18 protein-coding genes and 1 riboswitch are annotated in these 21,521 nt (G+C 39.2%); of the genes, 7 read left to right on the forward strand and 11 right to left on the reverse strand.

Going from position 1 to position 21,521, the window contains the following annotated elements:
• Nucleotides 1-108: 108 nt before the first annotated feature.
• Nucleotides 109-240, reverse strand: coding sequence for a hypothetical protein (locus GNP81_RS19450; RefSeq protein ID WP_005419525.1), 132 nt, complete (start codon nt 238-240; stop codon nt 109-111).
• Between the two features lie 223 nt (nt 241-463).
• Here GNP81_RS19450 and GNP81_RS05470 point away from each other — a divergent pair, with 223 nt between their 5' ends.
• Nucleotides 464-1,093 (forward strand): LysE family translocator, encoded by a 630-nt coding sequence (locus GNP81_RS05470; protein WP_155674502.1) that lies wholly within the window; start codon nt 464-466, stop codon nt 1,091-1,093.
• An 84-nt stretch (nt 1,094-1,177) separates the two neighbouring features.
• Here GNP81_RS05470 and GNP81_RS05475 read toward each other — a convergent pair whose 3' ends face one another.
• Both GNP81_RS05475 and GNP81_RS05485 read right to left on the reverse strand, forming a co-directional pair.
• On the reverse strand, nt 1,178-2,863 hold the full coding sequence (locus tag GNP81_RS05475) for a mechanosensitive ion channel family protein (RefSeq protein WP_155674501.1): 1,686 nt from the start codon (nt 2,861-2,863) through the stop codon (nt 1,178-1,180).
• 364 nt (nt 2,864-3,227) lie between these two features.
• A complete protein-coding gene (locus GNP81_RS05485) occupies nt 3,228-4,610 on the reverse strand; it encodes an alanine/glycine:cation symporter family protein (protein WP_065595943.1) in 1,383 nt (460 codons plus the stop codon).
• 97 nt (nt 4,611-4,707) lie between these two features.
• Nucleotides 4,708-4,813, reverse strand: a riboswitch (glycine riboswitch).
• Between the two features lie 302 nt (nt 4,814-5,115).
• Between GNP81_RS05485 and GNP81_RS05490 the strand changes: the two genes are divergently transcribed.
• From GNP81_RS05490 to GNP81_RS05500, 3 genes are all read left to right on the forward strand, one after another.
• Entirely contained in the window at nt 5,116-5,274 is a 159-nt protein-coding gene (locus GNP81_RS05490; RefSeq protein ID WP_005419519.1) for a hypothetical protein, read from the forward strand.
• Between the two features lie 74 nt (nt 5,275-5,348).
• A complete protein-coding gene (locus GNP81_RS05495) occupies nt 5,349-6,095 on the forward strand; it encodes a hypothetical protein (protein WP_236798279.1) in 747 nt (248 codons plus the stop codon).
• Between the two features lie 153 nt (nt 6,096-6,248).
• The gene (locus GNP81_RS05500; RefSeq protein ID WP_336495414.1) at nt 6,249-7,718 is read left to right on the forward strand and encodes an MATE family efflux transporter; all 1,470 of its coding nucleotides are present in this window, start codon (nt 6,249-6,251) and stop codon (nt 7,716-7,718) included.
• Between the two features lie 57 nt (nt 7,719-7,775).
• On the opposite strand, the gene GNP81_RS05505 is transcribed toward GNP81_RS05500, so the two are convergent.
• Complete coding sequence (locus GNP81_RS05505; protein WP_196587423.1) at nt 7,776-10,430, reverse strand: ExeM/NucH family extracellular endonuclease; 2,655 nt, start codon at nt 10,428-10,430, stop codon at nt 7,776-7,778.
• A gap of 326 nt (nt 10,431-10,756) precedes the next feature.
• On the opposite strand from GNP81_RS05505, the gene GNP81_RS05510 reads away from it, so the two are divergent.
• Entirely contained in the window at nt 10,757-11,614 is an 858-nt protein-coding gene (locus tag GNP81_RS05510; RefSeq protein WP_155672243.1) for a DNA ligase, read from the forward strand.
• An 89-nt stretch (nt 11,615-11,703) separates the two neighbouring features.
• Here the strand turns inward: GNP81_RS05510 and GNP81_RS05515 are convergent, their stop codons facing one another.
• The 7 genes from GNP81_RS05515 to GNP81_RS05545 form a co-directional block, all read right to left on the reverse strand.
• A complete protein-coding gene (locus GNP81_RS05515; protein WP_012533351.1) occupies nt 11,704-12,711 on the reverse strand; it encodes a substrate-binding domain-containing protein in 1,008 nt (335 codons plus the stop codon).
• A 65-nt stretch (nt 12,712-12,776) separates the two neighbouring features.
• Nucleotides 12,777-13,694 (reverse strand): ribokinase, encoded by a 918-nt coding sequence (rbsK, locus tag GNP81_RS05520; RefSeq protein WP_155674499.1) that lies wholly within the window; start codon nt 13,692-13,694, stop codon nt 12,777-12,779.
• A gap of 190 nt (nt 13,695-13,884) precedes the next feature.
• Nucleotides 13,885-14,763, reverse strand: coding sequence for a ribose ABC transporter substrate-binding protein RbsB (rbsB, locus tag GNP81_RS05525; protein WP_012533978.1), 879 nt, complete (start codon nt 14,761-14,763; stop codon nt 13,885-13,887).
• 123 nt (nt 14,764-14,886) lie between these two features.
• On the reverse strand, nt 14,887-15,873 hold the full coding sequence (gene rbsC / locus GNP81_RS05530) for a ribose ABC transporter permease (RefSeq protein WP_005419501.1): 987 nt from the start codon (nt 15,871-15,873) through the stop codon (nt 14,887-14,889).
• Nucleotides 15,870-17,384: a ribose ABC transporter ATP-binding protein RbsA gene (gene rbsA, locus GNP81_RS05535; protein WP_005419500.1), complete on the reverse strand. Its 1,515-nt coding sequence runs from the start codon at nt 17,382-17,384 to the stop codon at nt 15,870-15,872. Before rbsA ends, rbsC begins: the two co-directional genes overlap by 4 nt.
• Nucleotides 17,385-17,396: 12 nt before the next feature.
• The gene (gene rbsD / locus GNP81_RS05540; RefSeq protein ID WP_155674498.1) at nt 17,397-17,816 is read right to left on the reverse strand and encodes a D-ribose pyranase; all 420 of its coding nucleotides are present in this window, start codon (nt 17,814-17,816) and stop codon (nt 17,397-17,399) included.
• A gap of 314 nt (nt 17,817-18,130) precedes the next feature.
• A complete protein-coding gene (locus GNP81_RS05545; protein ID WP_155674497.1) occupies nt 18,131-20,041 on the reverse strand; it encodes a methyl-accepting chemotaxis protein in 1,911 nt (636 codons plus the stop codon).
• A gap of 435 nt (nt 20,042-20,476) precedes the next feature.
• Here GNP81_RS05545 and GNP81_RS05550 point away from each other — a divergent pair, with 435 nt between their 5' ends.
• Together GNP81_RS05550 and GNP81_RS05555 are read left to right on the forward strand one after the other, a co-directional pair.
• On the forward strand, nt 20,477-21,055 hold the full coding sequence (locus tag GNP81_RS05550; protein WP_155674496.1) for a hypothetical protein: 579 nt from the start codon (nt 20,477-20,479) through the stop codon (nt 21,053-21,055).
• Nucleotides 21,056-21,087: 32 nt separating this feature from the next.
• A complete protein-coding gene (locus GNP81_RS05555; RefSeq protein ID WP_155666385.1) occupies nt 21,088-21,507 on the forward strand; it encodes a hypothetical protein in 420 nt (139 codons plus the stop codon).
• Nucleotides 21,508-21,521: the final 14 nt, after the last annotated feature.

Consider the following 21,521-nt stretch of genomic DNA (forward strand, 5'->3'; position numbering starts at 1 on the left):
AAGATGGGGAAGTGAGTTATTCAGTGATTTTTAAAATATCAAAAAATGACCCCGAGAGTTCGAGGCCAAATGAGAGAGAAGCTAATTCGAAAAGGATGAGAAAATGTATTAGCTAATTTTTACGGGCCAACCGTAAGATGTATATTCTTCTGCTAATTTGGTTGCAATATCCAAAGAGACGGTTGCCGAAATCCATCTTCCAATCCCCATGATTTGATATTCAAATTTTACATGATTCATTGCTGTTTACCCCGTGATATGAATGCGTGTACTTTAACCGTATATCGAACAAATAACTTTCCGATAAAGGTCAAAATGATCTATATATGGACTATTTTATATAAATATGATGAATCTATGAAAAGTGCGATAATTAATGGAGTTAATGCTCTAGTTATAAAATGAATAGCTTTCTTAAACGGTTTGTTATAAAACGAGATAAAAGTAAAAAAATGGATATTTTATGATAATGGATTTTTGGGCATTTTTTATTGCCATATTGCTGTTAACAATGACACCTGGTTTGGATACGGCGTTAGTGATTCGTAATACAACACGTGGTGGTTGGAAAGATGGCATAACTTGCAGTCTTGGTATTTGTTGTGGACTGTTTGTCCATGCAACCATGTCAGCGGTTGGTTTGTCTATGGTATTGGTGAGTTCGGCTGAGTTGTTTACCGTGGTGAAAACCATTGGTGCGATTTATCTTATCTGGCTTGGTGTGCAATCCATAAGAAGTACTTTTAGTCACTCACAATCCATAGACATGAGCAGCAATAAAAGCCTTGAAGCGCCGTCATTAAAAGTGTCGTTTAAAGAAGGGTTTTTATCTAATATCTTAAATCCAAAAACCGCAGTATTTTATTTGGCGTTATTACCGCAATTTATTAACCCTGAGTACAGTGCATTTGCTCAATCATCATTGATGGCGAGCATTCATTTTGTCATTGCGATGATATGGCAGGGTGGCGTTGCTTTGTTGGTGGAAAAAGCCAAGCAGTTGATGTCTAGCTCTGTGGTTAAAAATAGAATTGAAAGGGTGACAGGGACGGTACTTGTGATGCTTGGTGTGAACTTACTTGTTTCTAAATAGTTTGTTTTTAAAGTGCCTAGCTTGATATAAAAGATGAATGAAAGCGTGCCATGCCTATTATTGAATACGCATGGCACTTTTTGTTTAGCTGTCTTTTGATCTCACTGAGTCAATCACGTTACCAATCTTCTCGGTGATTGGATTTGGCTTCTTTGGTTTTTTATCTTTTTTAGCAAAGTGTACGTGCACATCTTGCTGTGCGAATGGAATCGAAATGCCTTCTTTATCAAAACGCAGTTTTACTTCACGAGTAATGTCCCAATACACATCCCAGTAGTCATCGGTTTTTACCCAAGGACGAACAATGAAATCAACTGAAGAGGCTCCTAGTGTGTGTACTCTGATGTTTGGTTCTGGTTTTTTCAATGCTGCAGGGTGTGCGTCTACAATCTCAGCTAAGATTTTCTCGGCGTGCTCTATGCTGTCTTCGTATCCTATCCCAAATACCATGTCGACACGTCGCACTCTTTCATGGGTGACGTTTTTGATCACATCCCCCCAAATCATACTGTTAGGTAGAATAATAATTTGGTTATCAAAGGTTTTGATGGTGGTGTTTACTAGGCTCATGTGGCTTACTTTGCCTGATACGCTACCTGCTTCTACTAAATCACCGACATCGAATGGACGATAGATAAGTAGCATCATGCCCGATGCAAAGTTAGATAAGGTATCTTGTAATGCGAAACCAATAATAATACCGGCAACACCGAAACCTGTTAATACAGGTGCCAGATCTAATCCGATTTTTGAAAAGGCGATTAGGATACCAATAAAGTAAATGAGCTTGCTCGACATGGATACAAAGAAATCTTGCATCAATTTACTCATGCGTAAATGAGGCTGAACAACCGCTTTTAGTACCACACGGCTTGTTAAACGGGCAATTAAGCGGGTAGCAAATAAGATCAGAATGAAGACTAAGAACTTTAATAGCTGATCAGGAGCGTGTTTAAGTAACCAGTTACTGCCTGAAGATATCCAATTACTTAAGATCGCGGCAATAACAGGGAATTTAAGAATATCTTCAGTTAAATTACCTGTTGTCGAAAATAGCTGACGCTTATAATCGGTGGTATTAATGTCCAACTGATCGGCAATACTGATCAATTTTTCTAACCCTGATGTGGAGTTAAATACTTTACGCTCAAAGAACAGGTGATCTAGGGTTAATGATGATTTTTCTGATTCTGAAGAGTGTTGAAGTTGGTCGGATAAACGTTGTTCACGGCTAGCATCAAAGCTTAATGAAGCAGAAAGAAATTTGATTTTTTGATCAATGAGTAATTTGAACGCATCGATCTGAGCTTCGTTAGATTCACCAAGATCTGCAAGCCATTGATAATTTTCAAGTTGGTCGCTAAGGGATAGGTAATAATAGTCTCGGGTTTCTTTTAATGTGTTTTGAAGCGCAAGCTTATTTTCAATATCAGCTTTATCAAGTTGAGTTTGTTTTGTTTTTAATTCTTTATCTAAATAGGCAAAAGATCGCTCGGCATAACCGATTTGATTATTCACCTCTGAGATTAAAAGGGCAGTAGTGGTTTTATCGTGATTTTGGATTAGTTTTGATAAAACAGATCGCAGTTCATTATTTTTTTCGACTTGTTGAACTCGAATAATAGCCAATTCACTGCCGCTAAATGAGTTTGACTCTGTTTTTAGTCGTGCAATTTCAGCATTAATTTTCTCTAAATGACTTAAGTCTTGTGCTTCGCTAGCAAAGGAAAGTGAACTAAAGAAGAGTAAGATCCAAATAAAATGTCGCATAGAGCCTCGATAACTGTGAATTAAGCTAGGCCTATTGTAGTGAAATTTTATCAAGAGTGGCAGGATAACTTTTTAACTGGTAGTCACAAAAATGAAAAAGCAGCCGAGAAAGCTGCTTTTATATTGGGTTTATCATTTATGTAGCTCTTTGTACTCGTTAATAAGTCCCTTACAAAAGGAGATTAAAAAACCAATGACTAAAACTAAAATCACTGAGCCAAATATAAGAGTTAATATGTCCATATATCACCTCACTTAATGTATAAGGTAATAATAGCAGAATAAATAATATATTTGTGAGAATTGGTTTACATAAATGTTTCAAATTGTCTCTGAAAATTAACAGAGACAATTCATTGGAACGCTATATTCTATTAAAAACTTGTTCGTTTTCAGTCTCTTTTTGTTTACTAAAGAATAGGTGAGTTTCTTCAATAATAATATGACGAAGGGCGATTAAACCAATCAAGTTCGGAATAGCCATTAAGCCGTTAACAATATCAGCAATAACCCAAATAGTGTCTAAATGCATGTAAGCACCAGAAGCCACTAAGCTAATAAAGATTATTTTGTATGGTAAAACACCTTTACGACCAAATAAGTAAGTCACGCAACGTTCACCGTAGTAGTTCCAGCCTAAAATAGTGGTGAAGGCGAAGAACATTAAACCGATAGAAACAAGATAAGGACCAATTTGTTCAGAGCCTAGGCCAATAGCAAATGCTTGAGTTGTCATTAATGCGCCTGCCGCATCACCTTGCCACACACCAGTAACGACTAGCGTTAACCCTGTCATGGTACAAATGATCACGGTATCAAAGAAGGTACCTGTCATTGATACAAGGCCTTGTTTTACACAAGAGTCGGTTTTAGCGGCTGCCGCTGCCATTGGTGCGCTACCAAGACCTGATTCGTTTGAGAATACACCACGAGCCACACCCGATTGGATAGCTAACATGATTGATGCACCAACAAAACCACCGGTTGCAGCAGTACCTGTAAACGCAGACGTAATGACTAATTGAAAAGCAGCAGGTAAAGCTTCGGCTTGCATAATTAAAACTGAAGCACACGATACAACGTAAACCACAGCCATTGTTGGAACGACTTTTTCTGCGACTTTAGCGATAGATTGAATACCACCAAGAGTTACAACCGCAACAAGAACCGTAAGGATACCGCCTGTTAACCATGCAGGTGCATTCATTGTTAGCTGTGCTGAGTCAACAATAGCGTTAATTTGCGGGAATGTACCAATACCAAAGCAAGCAACACCTAAAGCGAATAGGGCGAACAGTTTTGCCAACCATTTATTACCCATACCGTATTCAAGGTAATACATTGGGCCGCCAACCATTTCGCCTTTGCTGTCTGTTTTACGGTATTTAACCGCAAGTAGACATTCGGCATATTTTGTTGCCATTCCAAATACAGCTGCAAGCCACATCCAGAAAAGAGCACCAGGACCACCCAGTTTGATGGCTGTTGCTACACCTACGATGTTACCTGTACCAATGGTTGCTGATAGGGCCGTACATAACGCTGCAAAGCTTGAAACATCACCTTTACCTGTACTTTGGTTTTCTTCTCGTGAAAAAACCATTTTAAGTGCAGTTGGTAAGTGGCGAAGTTGGAAAATACGTAAACGAAACGTAAAGTAGATACCCGTACCAACCAATAAAATCAAAAGAGGTGGGCCCCAAATGAAGTTATCAATAGTAACAAGCGTGTTGTGAAAAGTGTTCATGGTTTCCCCTTAATAAAACATATAGAAAGGAGAAGAGAGAGTGGTGTACCAAAGTCAAAAGATCGACAAATAGTATAGAGCCGAGATTAATCGGATCACTTTCTCCTCTGTCCTTTTGCCTGAGAGTTTCACCTTTATCATTTTTCAGATAAGGGCTTGCTCCTTCGGCGGCCGATTTAACGGCTCTCTCCAGAGATTCCTCCAACTACAGTCCTCACCTTATTCATTTAAAAAATGAACTCGGCACCTGAAAGATTTACTTCTTCGGCGGGCGATAACCTTGACGGTTTTTGCCACTCTCCTGCAGTCTTCATCGGATCAACAAATTGTGTGCTGTATAACAGCAAGACGCTATGTTAGCTAAGTCACATTTTGTTGTCATGCATTTTATTTCAAAAATTCAAAAATATTATAAGAAACCGATTTCTTTGTTCAAAATAACGACTAAAACTCAAGTATTTAGAAAGCAAAAATGTGCTAAAGTATAAGAAAAGTGAGGTGTACTATGCTAAGAATTGCGGTCATCATTTTATTATTCGTATTTGCTGCTGTACTGTTTAAGTTCAGATCAAATGAGAAGGTTCAAAAATCGGTTATTTATACCTCTGTTGCAGGACTTGTCATTTATGTGGCATATGTCATGATTTCAGAGCTAATTCGATAAGTTGTCTTATTTTTAACAAAGAGTATAGGTAATAACACTATACTCAATAAAATCTATTTGCTTGGGGTTATCACGTGAGTGTAGAAAATCAAACAAGAACATCTGATGAGCACGATGAAGATGTCATTATTATTGAAGAGAAATCAAAAGCGAGCCATTGGGTAGCAGGGGTAACTTTGATTATCGGTGCGGTTGCTGGTGGTTTAATTGGCTCTAGTATTTCAGAAAATAAATGGACAGAAGCCTACACTCAATTAGAAACTCAAACTAAGCAATATCAATCACAGTTAACTCAAGCAAAAGAGAAGAGTGCTGAGGTTGATGTGCTGGTTGAAAAAGAAAAACAGCAAGCATTAGAAGCACAAAAACAAACGCTTGATGAAGAGAAAGCACAAGCGATTGTTGAAGAATCAAAAAAACATGCGACATTAACAAAAGAAGTGAGTGCATTGAAGTCTCAAAAAGCCTCACTAGAAATGCAAGTTGAAGAGCAAAATAAGCAAATTGATAAATTAACTAACCAAGTTGATTTACAAGTGACGATGCTGACGCGTGCAAAGCAGTTGTTCCAACGTCAACTTCAATTGAAAGAAGAAGCAAGTGCACTTGAAGTTAAACTTGAAGTAACCACATCAAATGAAAAACGTCTTGCGAAAGAGTGTGAAGTGTACCTTGAGGGTAAGAGTTGGGATGTGAAGTCTGACGTATGCCAACGTCAAGAAGCGGCGAAAAAACTCATCACTCAATATAACGATGAATTACAATTGCTACAGATGGATATCAAAGAAATTGATAGCATTAGTGAAAGCATAGGCATGTAATCGTTATTACTTCCACTGTTTTAAGAAAACCACAATTAGTTTGTGGTTTTTTTTATTTTTAGGAAATAACGATTTAATTTTTAGTATTCAACACCATTACGCTATTTTTATCTAAAATGGTAAAGAGTAGAAAGATAATGGTAGGAGAGATATGTGAGTAATCAAACGGCTAAATTTGTTCATGGATCGACCATGAGACATATTTTAGTAATGTCGGGAGCATCTTCTATTGGTTTAATGGCACTGTTTGTCGTTGACTTATTAGATATGTTTTTTATCAGTTTATTAGGACAAGTTGAGTTAGCCGCTGCCATTGGTTTTGCTGGAACGATAATTTTCTTTTCAACCTCAGTTTCTATCGGTTCTTCTATTGCTATGGGGGCTTTGGTATCTAAAGCGCTAGGGGCAAAAGAGAACGAAAAAGCACAACAATTAGCGAGTAGTACACTGGCGATCGCCTTTATTGTTAATACCGTTGTAACGATTGTCATGTTCTGCTTTATTCCTGAATTGCTGTCAATGATAGGAGCAAAAGGGTTTGTTGCTGAGCGTGCTCAAGCGTATCTTTCGATTTTATTACCAAGTACTCCAATTATCGCCATTGCTATGGCTGCGGGTGCAGGTCTTCGTGCTGTAGGTGATGCTAAACGTTCAATGTTAGCCACATTATACGGTGGTATTGTGAATGCCATTTTAGACCCAATTTTCATTTTTGGGTTTGGACTCAATGTTGAAGGGGCGGCGATTGCATCGGTAATCTCTCGAATTACGGTTTTAGTTTTCTCTTTATATCCATTAGTTAAAACGCACAATTTAGTGAAATGGCCTGAATGGTCGATCATAAAAAATCATACACCTGCGATTATTACTATTGCTGCTCCGGCTATTATTACTAACACGGCAACACCAATTGGTAATGCGATTGTGACATCGACCCTTGCGCCGTTTGGTGAAGACTTTGTCGCAGGTTTTGCGGTAATTGGACGATTAATTCCTGTTACGTTTGCGGTTATTTTTGCGTTGTCTGGGGCCGTTGGTCCAATCATAGGGCAGAACTTTGGTGCACAACGCATTGATAGGGTAAAAGACACGCTGCGTAATTCGCTGTTTTTTACTGCGATTTATTGTATTGCGGTGTCACTGATTCTGTTTTTATTGCAAGATTACATTGTTAAAGCCTTTAACTTGGTTGGTGATGCGTCGCTGATTATGATAACATTCTGTAGTTTTGTGGCTATTACCTTTATCTTTAATGGCGCAATGTTTGTGGCAAATACGTCATTTAATAATTTGGGTAAACCTTTATATTCAACGGCACTTAATTTAAGTAAAGCAACCATTGGTACTTTGCCTTTTGTGTACTTCGGTGCGCAGTGGTATGGCGGTTTGGGTGTGTTATATGGTCAAGCCGTTGGTAATGTGGTGTTCGGTATTATCAGCTTAATTGTGTTAAGAATGCACGTGATCAGTATGGTGAGAGAGCATTGTGAAACTGTATGCACAGAAGATGCATTAGCAGACATTAGTGTCACCATGACGCCGTTTTGTAATAACGATGCAGTTATCATGCAAAGTGGAGCAGAAACCGACGAAGAACTGGAAGTTCCTGTGGCTTCAAAATAAAAGAATGGTGGAGTGTAGATACTCCGCCATTTTTATTTAACACTCTCTTATTAACCGTTACTTACGTAGTTTTCTGCGTAAGAAGCCAAAGCCTAATAATGAAGCTAACGCAAAGAAGTTAAATGATGCGCCTTTCTCATAATCAAGTGTGATCACAATTGGGTCATGATCAGATGCTGAATACATATCATTGTATTTCACCATATCACCTGTGTATTTTGGACTGTATTCAAATAAGTTACTTTCAGCGGCGTTAATGTGCCAATCTTCGATTTCTGCAACACGTTTTGCCAGTGACTTATTCGCTAAAGCGTGGTCAAGATTTCCTAATTCACCTGAGTAGGTGTATGAGAAAGTATCCGTTCCATGCAGTAAAGTATTTAAATTAATGTAACCGTAACCTTGAGTGATCTGGCTGCCTGTTGTTTCATAAGGCAGTGGTTTACCATCTTTATCTGTGCCTAGGGTAGTGTAAGAAGCGGTAAAGATGTCACGGTTATATTTCTCTTGGCTGTAATCCGTAAGGGTTAATAGTGGATCTTCCATGCCGTAAGCATTCATATCGCCTAGAATTAATACATCGCCTTTTACGGTTTCTAGTTCATCACCAATGGCTTTTGCTGCTGATACTCTAAAGCGGTTACAATTACCTTGTAGATCTGATGGGTCTTTATCTTCTTCAAAGTTTTGCCATTGCTCAATACATTCAGAGCCTTTTGATTTTAAGTGGTTAACAACAACGGTTAATGGTTCTTTAGCGTCTTTAACCATGAATTTTTGAACTAGGCTATGACGTTGGTATTTGTCATAAGCTGGGTTAAATTCAATGGTCCCGTTATTGTCACGAGTAATGGTATTTTCTGCAATGTGTTGCTCTGGTGTTTTGATAACGCGAGCTTTGCCTTTTAGTTTTACTTCACTAGGGCGGTAAAGAAGGGCAACCATAATGGCATCAGAGCCTAGGTATTCCCCTTGGTATTTGTCTTTGTTTTTGATCTCTACGTATTTGTAGTGATCTTCTTCGTCTTCAAACTGGGCGTTTAATGCGGTGGTTAGATCGTTAATGGCACTGTTTTCGCCAAAACCGTTATTTTCAACTTCCATTAAACCAATAATGTCAGCATCAATAGCCACTAATGCAGATAGGATTTTAGCCTGTTGAATCGCAAAGTCATCAGCACTTGTTGCACCACGGTTTTGACCTGTTGGGTTGGCATCACCACCAGCTGCAACCGATGTGAAGTAATTTAATACGTTAAAACTAGTAATGGTGAGATCAGCATCGTCAACACTTGGTTCGTCAGTACGCTCTACATTAAATAGGGTATTACCATCTTCATCGAAAGCTTGAGTGATGATGTTTTCTTGTGAAATAGTATTGGTGGTAACAAGGCGGTATTGGCCGTAAGAGTAGGTGATAACACCTTCTAAGCCTTCGACTCGAGCACCAAGGCGTAGGTATGAATCTGCGCTACCATCTTGATCGGCATCGGTTGCAAAATCAGGAAAGTAAGGTACTTCTCCATTGGGTGCTTTATTATCAGACTCTATGGTGATTTGGCGTTTTGTATTATCTTCAGCAAGTTGAATGGCTTCTGGACTTTCTGCAGCAAAGAGCTGTGTAGGTTTGAATAGTGGTTCACCATGAGAAAGTACCATGTTGTTGCGTTTACTTGCGTAGTCAAAGCTGAAATTACGCGTAATGCGTAAATCTGAGTGCGAAGTGAGTTTAACCTGCATCCCTTCATGGCGCTCAAGGGCTTGTGCAAGCGTTTCGTTTTCATGAATGGTTAGCTCGGTAACGGCTACAGGGGCTTGGTGACCTTGAACTAAGAAGTTATTGGTATCAGGTTTTAATTGCGTTTGGCCATAATATTCTTGAACTTTGGCTTTCACACACACTAATGTACCGGGTTGAATTTCTAATGATGGTGCACTTCCTGTGCTAACAAATATGCCTTCTGAGCTGTTAGGATCAAAATCATCGTTGAGACCTTGTAAGTAAAATCCTTTTAGTAAGCTTTCGCCACGAGCGGTAACAACACCTTGAACAAAATATTCGTCATCTGAAATAAAGCCATTAGAGATAAGAGGCGATTTATCTCCGGTTCCTTGAATCTGGTTTATCTCTGTAAATACAGGTGTTGCGCCTGATTCTGTTTGACACGCAAATGCCGGAGGTGGTGTGACGCCTTCTTGATATACACCTAATCCGTCAATGTCGTCTTTTGGCTTTTCAATCCACATATTGGCGTCAAATGTTGTACTTGGTGTTAAATCAGCACGAACAAAACTCTTATCTTTCCCCCAATCAACATCGCCATCAATGCCTATGCGATCATGCTCTACACCATCTTTAAATAGCATGTAAGTCTCATCACCGTTGTGATTTACAATGCTTTCAATGCTGTCGGTAACCGCTTTGATTGAGTCGGATGCTCGGCCATTAGAGATGACATAAACACTTTTGGCATCAAGAGTAATAGACGATAAATCTAAATCGTTTTTCCAGTCATTGAGACCGTTGTATTTAGATTTAAGTACATAACCTGAAAGGGATACTGAGTTATCAGAGGTGTTACTGATCTCCAATGATTTGTTGTAACTTCCGCCTTCCACGTATTGAGAGATGATGATGTCAGCAGAAGCGTTGCCAGATAGCGCTAAGCCAATTGCCATAGCAAGCGAGGTTTTGATTTGTGTTGTTTTCATTTCACTACTTTCCATAGTTGAGTTATATGAATTATTTATAGATATTAGAATTATCTATAAATAAACATCTCATATTGATGTGTCACAGACATTACTTTTGCATTAAAGCTGAGACATTGATCTTTTTGATGAGTCGCAAATCTGGCAGAGCTCAATGAAATAACAATTATGGTAATAGTGGATATTTAAACAGTGAAAGTGATAGTTCTCGCATTTCATTGTTTCTGGAGATGGATCGAAATAGAGTGATGTTTGTTCAATTTTTTCGTTAGTTGTTCACTAGCTTATGTAATCATGAATTAAAGGAATAGTGATAATAGGTCAGGATGATGAAAATAAAGCTACTTGCAGCCTTGGTTGCGCTTGGGTTAACCCCACTCCCCACATATTCACATGATGAACCAAATACGGCATCAATAGATGTGGTTCTTGCTACTCAATACGAAAAAGGAATGGATATTGAAGGGTATTGGGCAAGTGAGAAGTTAGATGGTATTCGAGCATTATGGACAGGGGAAAAGTTAATAACACGAACAGGCCACACGATATATGCACCAGATTGGTTTACTGACCCATTACCCGATCATAAGATTGATGGAGAGTTATGGGCTGGAAGAGGTGGATTTCAGCAAGTAGCAAAAACAGTGTTAGATAGCCAACCTGATGATGAACTATGGAAAAAAATTCGTTTCATGGCATTCGATTTACCTAGCTCTGCCGGTATGTTTCCCAAACGATATTATGAGTTATCAACCATAGTTAAAAAGATCGACCATCCAAATTTAAAATTGGTTGAGCATTATCCCATTAGCAATGAAGACTCTCTATTAGAAGCATTAGATGATATCTCTGCACGTAATGGTGAAGGGGTGATGTTAAGAAAGGTCAGTGAAGTTTATAGACCTGGACGAAGTGACGATTTAATTAAAGTAAAAAAACACCAAGACAATGAAGCCATTGTGATCGGCTATACCGATGGAAAAGGTAAGTTTCGCGGTATGGTGGGTGCGATGATTTTACGTATGCCAAATGGAATAGAATTTAAAGTTGGCAGCGGTTTGAGTGTGGAAGTGAGAGAAAACCCACCTAAACTGGGTTCTACAGTGACTTATCGTTATAACGGTTATACAGATAACGGAATCCCAAGGTTTGCACGATACGTTGCAGTGAGAAATAATTATTAGAATAGAAAGAGCCTCTTATTATCTTCCATTAGAAAGGAATATGATGAGAGGCTCTATTGTTCTGCTTTATTTTTTATTCAGTGGTGGTTCTAATTTGATAACGTTTTTACGCTGTCTCGAACCATGAGTGTAGGCTCTAGTTGAAAGACTCGATTCGTTTCTGATTTTGTTGCTATTTTTTCTAGCAGTGAATCGACCGCTTGTTGGCCTAATCGGTGTTTTGGTTGATGAATGGTAGTAAGTGATGGCGTGATGTATTTAGCCATTTTAATGTCATCGTAACCAACAATTGAAATATCATTAGGAACTGAAATGCCTTTTTTGCTTGCGCAATTGATCATTCCCATTGCCATCATGTCATTACAAACAAATAATGCCGTTGGTAGTTTACCTTTAGCGTGAATTTCGTTGAAAGCGGCTTCACCACCTTCACATTCAAAATTGCCCGATGCAATCCATTTTTTATTGATTTCTAATCCTGATTCTTCCATTGCTTGCACAAAACCACTTAAACGCTGTTGCGCTTGCAGTTTGTTGAGAGGGCCAGTTAGACAACCAATTTCGGTATGACCTTGTTCAATTAAATGCTTTGTTGCTAGATAGCCACCGTGATGGGAGTTATCTTGAATTTTGTCACTTGGAAAATCAATTAATCCCCAATCCATTACAACGGTAGGAACTGGTTGATAACGAGAGAAGAGTTCAAGCACTTGGTTTTCGATTTCGGTACACATTAGTAATAAGCCATCGACACGCTTCTGAAGCAAAGTGTCTAAACTTGAATGAACACGCTCTGCATCGCCTTCGGTATTACATAAAATGAGGTTATAACCTTTTTCATAGCAGCGACGTTCTACTCCTTTTACCACTTCACCAAAAAATGGATTCGTTGAGGTTGTCACCAACATGCCAAAGGTTTTTGTATGATTGACTTTTAAACTGCGGGCGAGGGCAGAAGGCGCATAATTGAGTTCTGCTACAGCGGCCATGACACGTTCTGAAATGTCTTCACTAACAAATCGAGTTTTATTTAAAACATGACTTACTGTTGAGGTTGAGACACTTGCATGTTTGGCTACATCTTTGATTGTTGCCATAAATTCAATCCTTGTTTATATCGTTGCCTACATTAAATACAAATACAGACAACGATATTTAATTATCAATGCTCTAAGAGAAAACGCTCTACTTCTGTAATAGAAGGGATAGAGGTTTGAGCACCCATTCGAGTTACTGATATTGCTGCGGCAGCGTGAGCAAACTTAATGGCATCATCCAATTTACGGCCAGACTGTAATCCTGTTAGGAAAGCACCGTTAAAAGTATCTCCTGCGCCCGTCGTATCTGTGGCTTGTACTTTAAAACCTTCAACTTGGCGACCAGAACCATTTTGACTAATCCAAACGCCTTTACTGCCAAGGGTGATCATCACGGTATCAATGCCTTTTGCATGAAGTGCATCTGCTGCTTGTTGAGCACTTGCCATATCCGTGACTTGAATGCCGGTTAATAGCTCAGCTTCTGTTTCGTTTGGTGTAATAATATCAACAAGTTGTAATAAGTCATCACTTAATTGATGTGCAGGCGCTGGGTTTAATACCACTTTAGTGCCTGCCGCTTTGGCCACTTGTGCTGCTTTTTCTATGGTTTCAATAGGCGTTTCAAGCTGCATTAATAGGGTATCAGCGGCTTCGATTAATCTATGATGAGGTGCGATACGATCTGCGGTTAAACGCGCATTCGCTTCAGCAGAAATACAAATGCTGTTTTCGCCGGTTGCTGCCACTTGGATCATGGCAATGCCAGTTGGTGTGTTTTCTTCGATCATCACCGCTTCGGTATTAATGCCATCGAATTTAAAGGCTTCAATCATTTGATGACCAAAACTGTCATCACCGACACTTGCGATAAATGCGATATCAGCGCCTAAACGTGCTGCCGCAACCGCTTGGTTTGCGCCTTTGCCACCAGGAATAACGGAATAGCTGTGACCGTGTAACGTCTCACCTGGGCGAGGGAATGATGCAACTTGAAGAACGTGGTCTGCGTTTACGCTACCTAAAACAACTAATTTATTCATAATGTGCCTTGTTTCTTATCTGTGACCGGAATATAGTCTTAAAACTTATGGGTAAATGGGCGATCAATTTATTGATTAACTCGTTCATTTAACGATAGGTTTTATGTGTTTCTATATTTGAAAAGAGGGAGCACTGATACTGGTTGTTGTGAGCGTATCAATGCTCCGCTTTTATTATTTTATAAGCTGATTATTTTGTAATAACTTTTAGGTCAACAGGAATGAATTTCTCAACCTTTTCGCCTTTAAGAACTTTAACCGCTGTTTCTACACCAAGAGCACCAATTAGGTCTGGTTGTTGTGCGATAGTTGCGCCAAGTAGGCCACGATTAACCGCTGCGATACCATCTTCAGTACCATCAAAACCAACGATTAATACGTCTTTACCTGATGCTTGGACTGCACGTAGAGCACCTAACGCCATTTCATCATTTTGAGCAAATACCGCTTGAACATCAGGGTTTGCTGCAATCATGTTTTCCATTACGTTAAGACCTTTAGTACGGTCAAAATCAGCAGGTTGGCTACCAAGTAGAGTTAGATCACCATTATCAACTGTTTTCATGAAGCCTTCACCACGCTCACGTGCAGCAGAGGTACCAGCGATACCTTCAAGTTGGATAACGCGTGCTTTTTCGCCCACTTTTTCCATGATGAATTTACCCGCCATTTCACCACCAGCAACGTTATCTGATGCAATGTGGCTAACTACTTCACCACGGCTCGCACCACGGTCAAGAGTTAATACAGGAATACCTGAGCGGTTAGCCATACGAATCGCATTTGAAACAGCATCTGAATCGGTTGGGTTGATAAGAATTGCTTTTACGCCACGAACCGTAAGATCTTCAATGTTTGAAAGCTCTTTACTTGGATCGTTTTGAGAATCAAGAACAATCAGTTTGTAGCCTAGGTCTTTTGCTTTTGCTTCAGCGCCTTCTTTCATGGTCACAAAAAATGGGTTATTCAATGTTGAAACGACCATCGCCATCGTATCTTGAGCTGCCGCTGTTGATGCGAAAGAGGTAGAAAGTAGGGCTGCAGAGATTAGGGTTGCTAACTTTTTCATTCTATATTCCTTATAAGGTGTAGGGCGGCACAAGTCAAACATGGTACGTCTGGTTGTGCCTATTTTGTTTTACAGCAAACGAATTTATAGGGGTATTCGTATAAGTTATTGTATAAAGAGGTGTTACTTGTTTTTGTTGTCCACTAATACTGCCAGTAGAATAACCACCGCCTTGGCAATCATTTGGTAGTAAGAAGAAACATCTAATAAGTTCAGTGCGTTGTTTAAGAAGCCGATGATCAGAGCACCAATTAATGTACCCATAATGCGACCTTTACCACCTGCTAGGCTTGTACCACCAAGTACAACCGCTGCGATAGCGTCTAGCTCGTAGCCCATACCAGCTGTTGGTTGAGCAGAAGAAAGACGAGAGGTTACAATTAAACCAGCCAGTGCAGCAAGTAGACCACAGATAGCGTAAACACCGATCTTAACGCGATCCACATTGATACCAGATAAGCGAGTTGCTGATTCATTGCCACCGAGTGCATAAACATAGCGACCAAAGCGTGTGTGGTTTAGTAAGTACCATACAGATGCAAACACGATAACCATTAACCAGATTGGAACTGGGATGCCAAGCGCGTAACCTGTACCAAACCATGCAAAGCTATCAGCTACATCAGTGAAGCCTGTAGAGATAGGGCGACCTTCTGTGTAAACCATTGTCACACCACGTAATAACGTCATGGTTACTAGCGTTGCAATGAATGCTTGAACTTTACCTTTTGCGATAATAATACCGCTGATTGCACCTAGAGCTGCACCAGCAAGTAGTGCCGTTGGAACCGCAATCATTACCGGAATTTCAAGGCCAATCATGGTTGCAGCAAAGGCACCACAAAGGGCTAATACAGAACCGACACTTAAGTCGATACCTGCTGTTAGAATAACCAGTGTCATACCTACCGCAATAATCGCGTTAACTGAGGTTTGACGTAGGATGTTTAGGATGTTGTCGACAGTAAAAAAGTTGTCGTTTAAAAAGGAAACCACGACAATCAAAAGCAATAGCGCGATTAATGATTTCTGTTCAATCAGCCATTCTTTAGAAAAAATGCCGCCTTTCTTTTGTTGCGTTTCAGTTGAAGTCATTGATTTGGTGCTCATGCTGTTACCTCTACATTTTGCTCAACAGTTTTACCTACTGCACAAGCCAATAATTTTTCTTGATCGGCATCTTTTGCCATGAATTCGCCACTAATACGGCCTTCATGCATAACTAAGATTCGGTCACTCATTCCTAGAACTTCAGGCATTTCAGATGAGACTAAAATGATGCTCATGCCTTCCGCTTTAAATTGGTTAATTAATTGGTAGATCTCTTTTTTCGCACCAACATCAACGCCACGTGTTGGTTCATCTAAAATCAATACTTTTGGACGAGTCATTAATCCTTTAGCTATGGCCACCTTTTGTTGATTACCACCAGATAAATTACCAATGATTTGATCACGAGTAGGGGTCTTAATGTTGAATAAACGGATAAAGTCTTCAACCGCGGTGACTTCCGCATAATGATCTAATTGAATGCCTTTCGATAGTTGATCTAAAGAACAAATAGACATGTTCTCTTTAACTGATAATCCAAGAACCAGACCATCACCTTTACGGTCTTCTGAGATGTAGGCAATGCCGTTTGCTAACCCATCACGTGGTGAAATAGGATTAATCATTTTGTTGTTTAGCTTGATAGCACCACAAGTCATTGGTAGTGCACCGTAGATGATTTTCATCAATTCAGTACGGCCTGCGCCCATTAAACCGGAGATCCCAAGGATTTCCCCACGGTCTAATGAAAAGCTAACATTATGAACACCAGGACCTGATACATCGAACAGCTCTAGGGATTTTTCACCATGTTGAACATCAATACGAGGGTATTGTTCATCAAGACGACGGCCTACCATCATTTCAATTAATGTGTCTTCATCAATATCCGCAACAACACGTTCGCCAATGAATTTACCATCACGCAGTACTGTGATGTCATCACAGATCTCGAAGATCTCTTTTAGACGGTGTGAGATATAAACAATGCCACAACCTTCATCACGTAGTTCGTTAATTACCTTAAATAGCGATTCGGTTTCGGTATCCGTTAACGCATCTGTCGGTTCATCCATGATGATAACTTTGGATTTGAATGACAGAGCCTTGGCTATCTCAACCATTTGCTGTTCACCTAAACTCAGTTCGCCTAATAGTTGGCGAGAGTGGTGTTTTACATTCAAACGTTTGAGTAGGGCATCGGCATCTTTGTACATTTCAGACCATTTGATCCCGCCAAACGCATTGGTTTTTTCACGGCCTAAGAAGATGTTTTCTGCAATGGTTAATTCAGGAATAAGATTCAACTCTTGGTGAATAATGCTGATACCTGATTCTTGAGAGTGTTTAGGACCATTAAAGTTAACTGCTTTGCCTTCGTAACGGATTTCGCCAGCATCCATTGCGTAGATGCCCGTTAGTGACTTCATTAAGGTTGATTTACCCGCGCCATTTTCACCCATCAGGGCCATGACTTTGCCGGGATAGACATTAAGACAAGCACCATCCAGAGCTTTCACTCCGGGGAAGGCTTTCTCAATGCCGTTTAATTCTAAGATAGCTTGAGTCATAACGTATCCTACTTAAAAAACAACGCCAGATTGAAAAATTACATTGGCATAAGGGGTACATTCACCAGTTCGAACGATCGCTTTACTCTCACGAGTATGGATTTTGAATTCTTCATGAGGAATGTAAGAAACAGTGATTGATTTACCACATTGCGCTTCTTCGGCTGCAATGAGTGTCATTAGCTCATCGTGCATTTTTGGGCTAACGGTTTTGAATTCTTCGGCAACAATAACACCTTCAATTTGCATTTCAGCAAGTGTTGCTTTTACCGTGTCAATAAAGGTTGGTATTCCTTGAATTAGGGCAAGGTCAATACGTTGTGAAGCGTCAGGAATAGGAAGGCCAGCATCACAAATGGTGATTTCATCAGTATGACCAAGTGTTGCGATAACGTATGACAATTCAGAATTTAGCAGCGTATTTTTTTTCATGAGGATACCTTAAGTTAAAAATGCAATGAGCGTTTATTGTTTGTTTTGTGCTCATCGAAACGTTTGCGTAAACGTTTCGATGGTGAATTTAGAGCAAGAAGTGACACATTGCATCTAGGAATGTAACTAAGTGTGATCAAACGCAGGAATCTAATTGATGAAAAACTAAATAAGAGATCTAGCGCAAAGTTTCATGGAATGAGCTTAAATGAATGTGATTAATATTAATGGATAATAGGTATGACGGTGATTTGGGAGTCAAGGAGAAATAAACCAGATAGCTTTTATAGATAAAGCTATCTGGTTGAGAAGTATTATTTGAGTTTGAACTGACTTAATAGGGCGGTTAGTTGTTGGTTTGCAGATGATAAGGAGTAAGCCTCAGCCTCACTTTCATTGCTGTTTTGAGCAAGTTGCTCAACGATTTCTCTGATTGAGGACATATTTTTAGCAACTTCAATAGTGACAGCACTTTGTTCTTGAGTTGCTGTTGCTACTTGAGTGTTCAAGTCATTGATTAGTCTTACCATATTACCAATTTCGTCAAGATTATTAGCAACAAGTGTAGTTTGCTCGGTTGTTCGGTCGCATGATGTTTGTGTATTCGACATCGCGCTAATGGCGGTTGTCATACCTTGATTTAGTCGACTTACTGTTTGCTCAATCTCTTCTGTGCTCATTTGTGTACGTGACGCTAGAGTTCTTACCTCATCGGCAACGACAGCAAAACCTCGGCCCTGCTCGCCGGCTCGCGCAGCCTCAATAGCGGCATTAAGTGCTAGTAAATTAGTTTGGTCAGCTATATCCCCAATGACTTTTAAAATATTGGTAATTTCCTGCATGTTACTGTTGATTTGACCAAGATTAATAGCTGTTGAATTCGTATCTTGTCCCATTTGCGATACTGTATTGCTTGTCGAAACCATCGCAATACTGGATTGCTCAACTTGTTCATTGGTTTTGCTTGCATGAGAAGCAGCATCCGCCGTCAGTTTTGCCATATCGGCGGCGGTAGCGTTCATCTCTTCAATCGCAGTTACCACTTGCTCTGTTTCTGCAGAGTGCGCAATTAACGTATTTTTACTGTGATCCGTTTGATGTTTCAATTTATCAATGCTGGTGGAAATATTCTGAGTTGCTTGCTCCACGTCAAGCATCATGCCCTGTAGATTTTCAATAAATGTGTTTACACCTTCAGCAATTTCTCCCAAGTCGTCTTTGTTTTCTACAGGCAAACGTCGAGTTAGATCGCCATTACCTGAAGCAAGATCGCTGATCACCTCTTTAAGCTGTAAAATTGGTTTGTACAAGAAGTTAATTGCAAGTAGAAAAATAACGCAACTAATGATGATAGCGATGATGACAGTGAATATCATTGACTCAGCCGTTTTATCAACATTGCTGTAAGCAACATCTCGATCTAACCCAATAAATATATACCATTTAGTGTCGTCGAAAAGCTCAATTTCACGAGTGATACCAATGCGTTCTACACCATCTAGTCCTGTGTACTCTTCATAATCGATATAGTTGATTAACATACGATCTTTTAGTGGATTTGTTTCAGCAATTCTATCGCCGTATTTAACGTTTGGGGTGGTTGACACTAATGCATCAGCATTTGGATCGTATAAAACGGCTAGCAGTCCTTCACGCTGTGCAATTCGGCTTAAGCGTTCCACAAGATAATTCATAGAGATATCACCACCGATCACACCATCAGAAAATTGTTTTGCAATAGTGATAACCAGCTCTCCCGTTGTGGCATCAGGTTCTGGTGGTATGTATCGTACCGTATTTTTTTGCATGCCAGTTTGGTACCAAGTACGGGTACGAGTGTCAAACTTGTCAGCAGTGACAACGCCATTTTGCCAAACGCCAGTGTCCCCCATGGTTGAGTAGCTTGTCCCTGATTTTGTGCCAACGAAAATTTCACTAAATCCTGTTAGATTTTTTGTGTAATGCGCAAAAGCAACATGATCCACCAGTGTCTGACGATCGTATTCTTTGCTTTGTGCATCAATCATCTTGGCTTTTATCTGAAGCCAGTCAGAGATGTTATCCGCCTCATAATTTGCCATTTCTTCCAATTGATTGCGTACACTTTGTGCAGAACTGTTGTTGAATAAGTTATAACTGATCCCTGAAAGTGCAGCTAGAGCGCTCACCATAAGCAAACCAGTGGTTGCTAATAGAGCGTTTTTAAATCCTAATTTTTTGATCAATTTGCTTCATCCTTAATGTAATTTAATGATTTTTTTTATTGAGTTGAATTATTGTTATTTCATATCGTTTTATCGAAAAAAACTATTCGCTCACTATATCGGCAGAAATATATAAAAAAGCATTGAATATTTTGTGACGATTGTAAGGAAATGTAATTTGTCTGGTGATGGATGTGTTAATGTTTTTATTTGAGGTTTTTTTGTAACTAATTGCGGAGTTTCTATAAAGAATTAATGTATTTATAGATTAAATAAATAACTGTGGTGAATTTAACTGATATATCGAGTGACTCTCATTTTTTTATATTCAATGCCAAGTTATTAGAGTGACTTGGCATATTTATTGTTTGAAATAAAAACAGTAATGATGAAGAAAAAAGACCTATATAAACTTAGTGTTCGTTAATGGATATATTGTTTATACAAGGATGCAAAATGAAAACTAAAGCTTTGTTTATTGGTACAGCATTAAGTGTATTGACTGGTTGCGCGACCACGTTGCCAACGGTTTATGACGTTGATGTAAATAACCTAGAAGAGAATCAATCCGTATTAATTTTTTCAGCTGGTGCATATGAAGCTTGTAAGATTAATACCGTTCAAGTTGTTATAAAAACAGCAGAAGATCCGGCTGTTTTCGCAGATAGTATCGGTGTTTATCAGTTAAATAATGGATACATTGATAGTTTTTTTGAATCAGAATATGCCTTAGTTTATTCCACCGTTCTTGAACCGGGTACTTATGATTTCTGGTTATCGAATACGAATCCATTTTTTAGTTATGATGAGCCGATGATCACCGAATCATTTACATTAAAACCAAAAGAAATAAAGTACATCGGCGAAATTTATGGTGACCGCTGTGGTGGTAATGGAGACATTACTATTACGGTACATGATAAAAATGAACGAGATCTTAATTATATCGAAAATAATGTCGCTGATATCGATATAAATACTATTGTTATTGAACCTGTAAAAGCCACTTTACGTGATAATAAAGCAACAGAGTAGTTTGTTATTTGAATGTATTATAAGGATATAAGATGAAAAAAGGATTATTGGGTATTATTGCGGTTGGTTTATTTGTTTTTATTACGAGTAATATGAACAATAAGGAAAGAGTGCCATTAAATACGCCATTACCTGATAATCCTTCATTTAATATATCAAATGATTTTGATGGTGATTGGAGTGGAAAACGTATTGATATTAGTGGTGATAGTATTTGTCGTCAAACAAGCGTTGTCGGTGCCATTCAAGAAGGAAAGGTGTCGTTAAGACTGGTGTACAACAATACGACACTAAAAGGATGGATATCTGATCACGGGGAGCTAGCCTTGTATGCTGATAGTCAAAAGTGGGGTTATCGCTTCACTGGCTTAGCTAAAAATAATCGTATTGAAGGTGAATGGAAAGTAACAAACGCACCGTGCCGAGGTACATGGTTTATTGAAAAACAATAGAAGGAATGATTCAT

It is taken from the genome of Aliivibrio fischeri, assembly GCF_009727955.1.
Taxonomy (GTDB): Bacteria; Pseudomonadota; Gammaproteobacteria; order Enterobacterales; family Vibrionaceae; genus Aliivibrio; species Aliivibrio fischeri_A.

Excerpts from the sequence above, each read along its gene's own strand:
- GNP81_RS05475 (WP_155674501.1), bottom strand. The coding sequence starts at position 2,863 with ATGCGACATTTTATTTGGATCTTACTCTTCTTTAGTTCACTTTCCTTT.
- GNP81_RS19450 (WP_005419525.1), bottom strand. The coding sequence starts at position 240 with ATGAATCATGTAAAATTTGAATATCAAATCATGGGGATTGGAAGATGG.
- GNP81_RS05515 (WP_012533351.1), bottom strand. The coding sequence starts at position 12,711 with ATGGCAACAATCAAAGATGTAGCCAAACATGCAAGTGTCTCAACCTCA.
- rbsB (WP_012533978.1), bottom strand. The coding sequence starts at position 14,763 with ATGAAAAAGTTAGCAACCCTAATCTCTGCAGCCCTACTTTCTACCTCT.
- rbsA (WP_005419500.1), bottom strand. The coding sequence starts at position 17,384 with ATGACTCAAGCTATCTTAGAATTAAACGGCATTGAGAAAGCCTTCCCC.
- GNP81_RS05550 (WP_155674496.1), top strand. The coding sequence starts at position 20,477 with ATGAAAACTAAAGCTTTGTTTATTGGTACAGCATTAAGTGTATTGACT.
- GNP81_RS05505 (WP_196587423.1), bottom strand. The coding sequence starts at position 10,430 with ATGAAAACAACACAAATCAAAACCTCGCTTGCTATGGCAATTGGCTTA.
- rbsD (WP_155674498.1), bottom strand. The coding sequence starts at position 17,816 with ATGAAAAAAAATACGCTGCTAAATTCTGAATTGTCATACGTTATCGCA.
- GNP81_RS05555 (WP_155666385.1), top strand. The coding sequence starts at position 21,088 with ATGAAAAAAGGATTATTGGGTATTATTGCGGTTGGTTTATTTGTTTTT.
- GNP81_RS05485 (WP_065595943.1), bottom strand. The coding sequence starts at position 4,610 with ATGAACACTTTTCACAACACGCTTGTTACTATTGATAACTTCATTTGG.
- rbsK (WP_155674499.1), bottom strand. The coding sequence starts at position 13,694 with ATGAATAAATTAGTTGTTTTAGGTAGCGTAAACGCAGACCACGTTCTT.
- rbsC (WP_005419501.1), bottom strand. The coding sequence starts at position 15,873 with ATGAGCACCAAATCAATGACTTCAACTGAAACGCAACAAAAGAAAGGC.
- GNP81_RS05490 (WP_005419519.1), top strand. The coding sequence starts at position 5,116 with ATGCTAAGAATTGCGGTCATCATTTTATTATTCGTATTTGCTGCTGTA.
- GNP81_RS05470 (WP_155674502.1), top strand. The coding sequence starts at position 464 with ATGATAATGGATTTTTGGGCATTTTTTATTGCCATATTGCTGTTAACA.
- GNP81_RS05510 (WP_155672243.1), top strand. The coding sequence starts at position 10,757 with ATGATGAAAATAAAGCTACTTGCAGCCTTGGTTGCGCTTGGGTTAACC.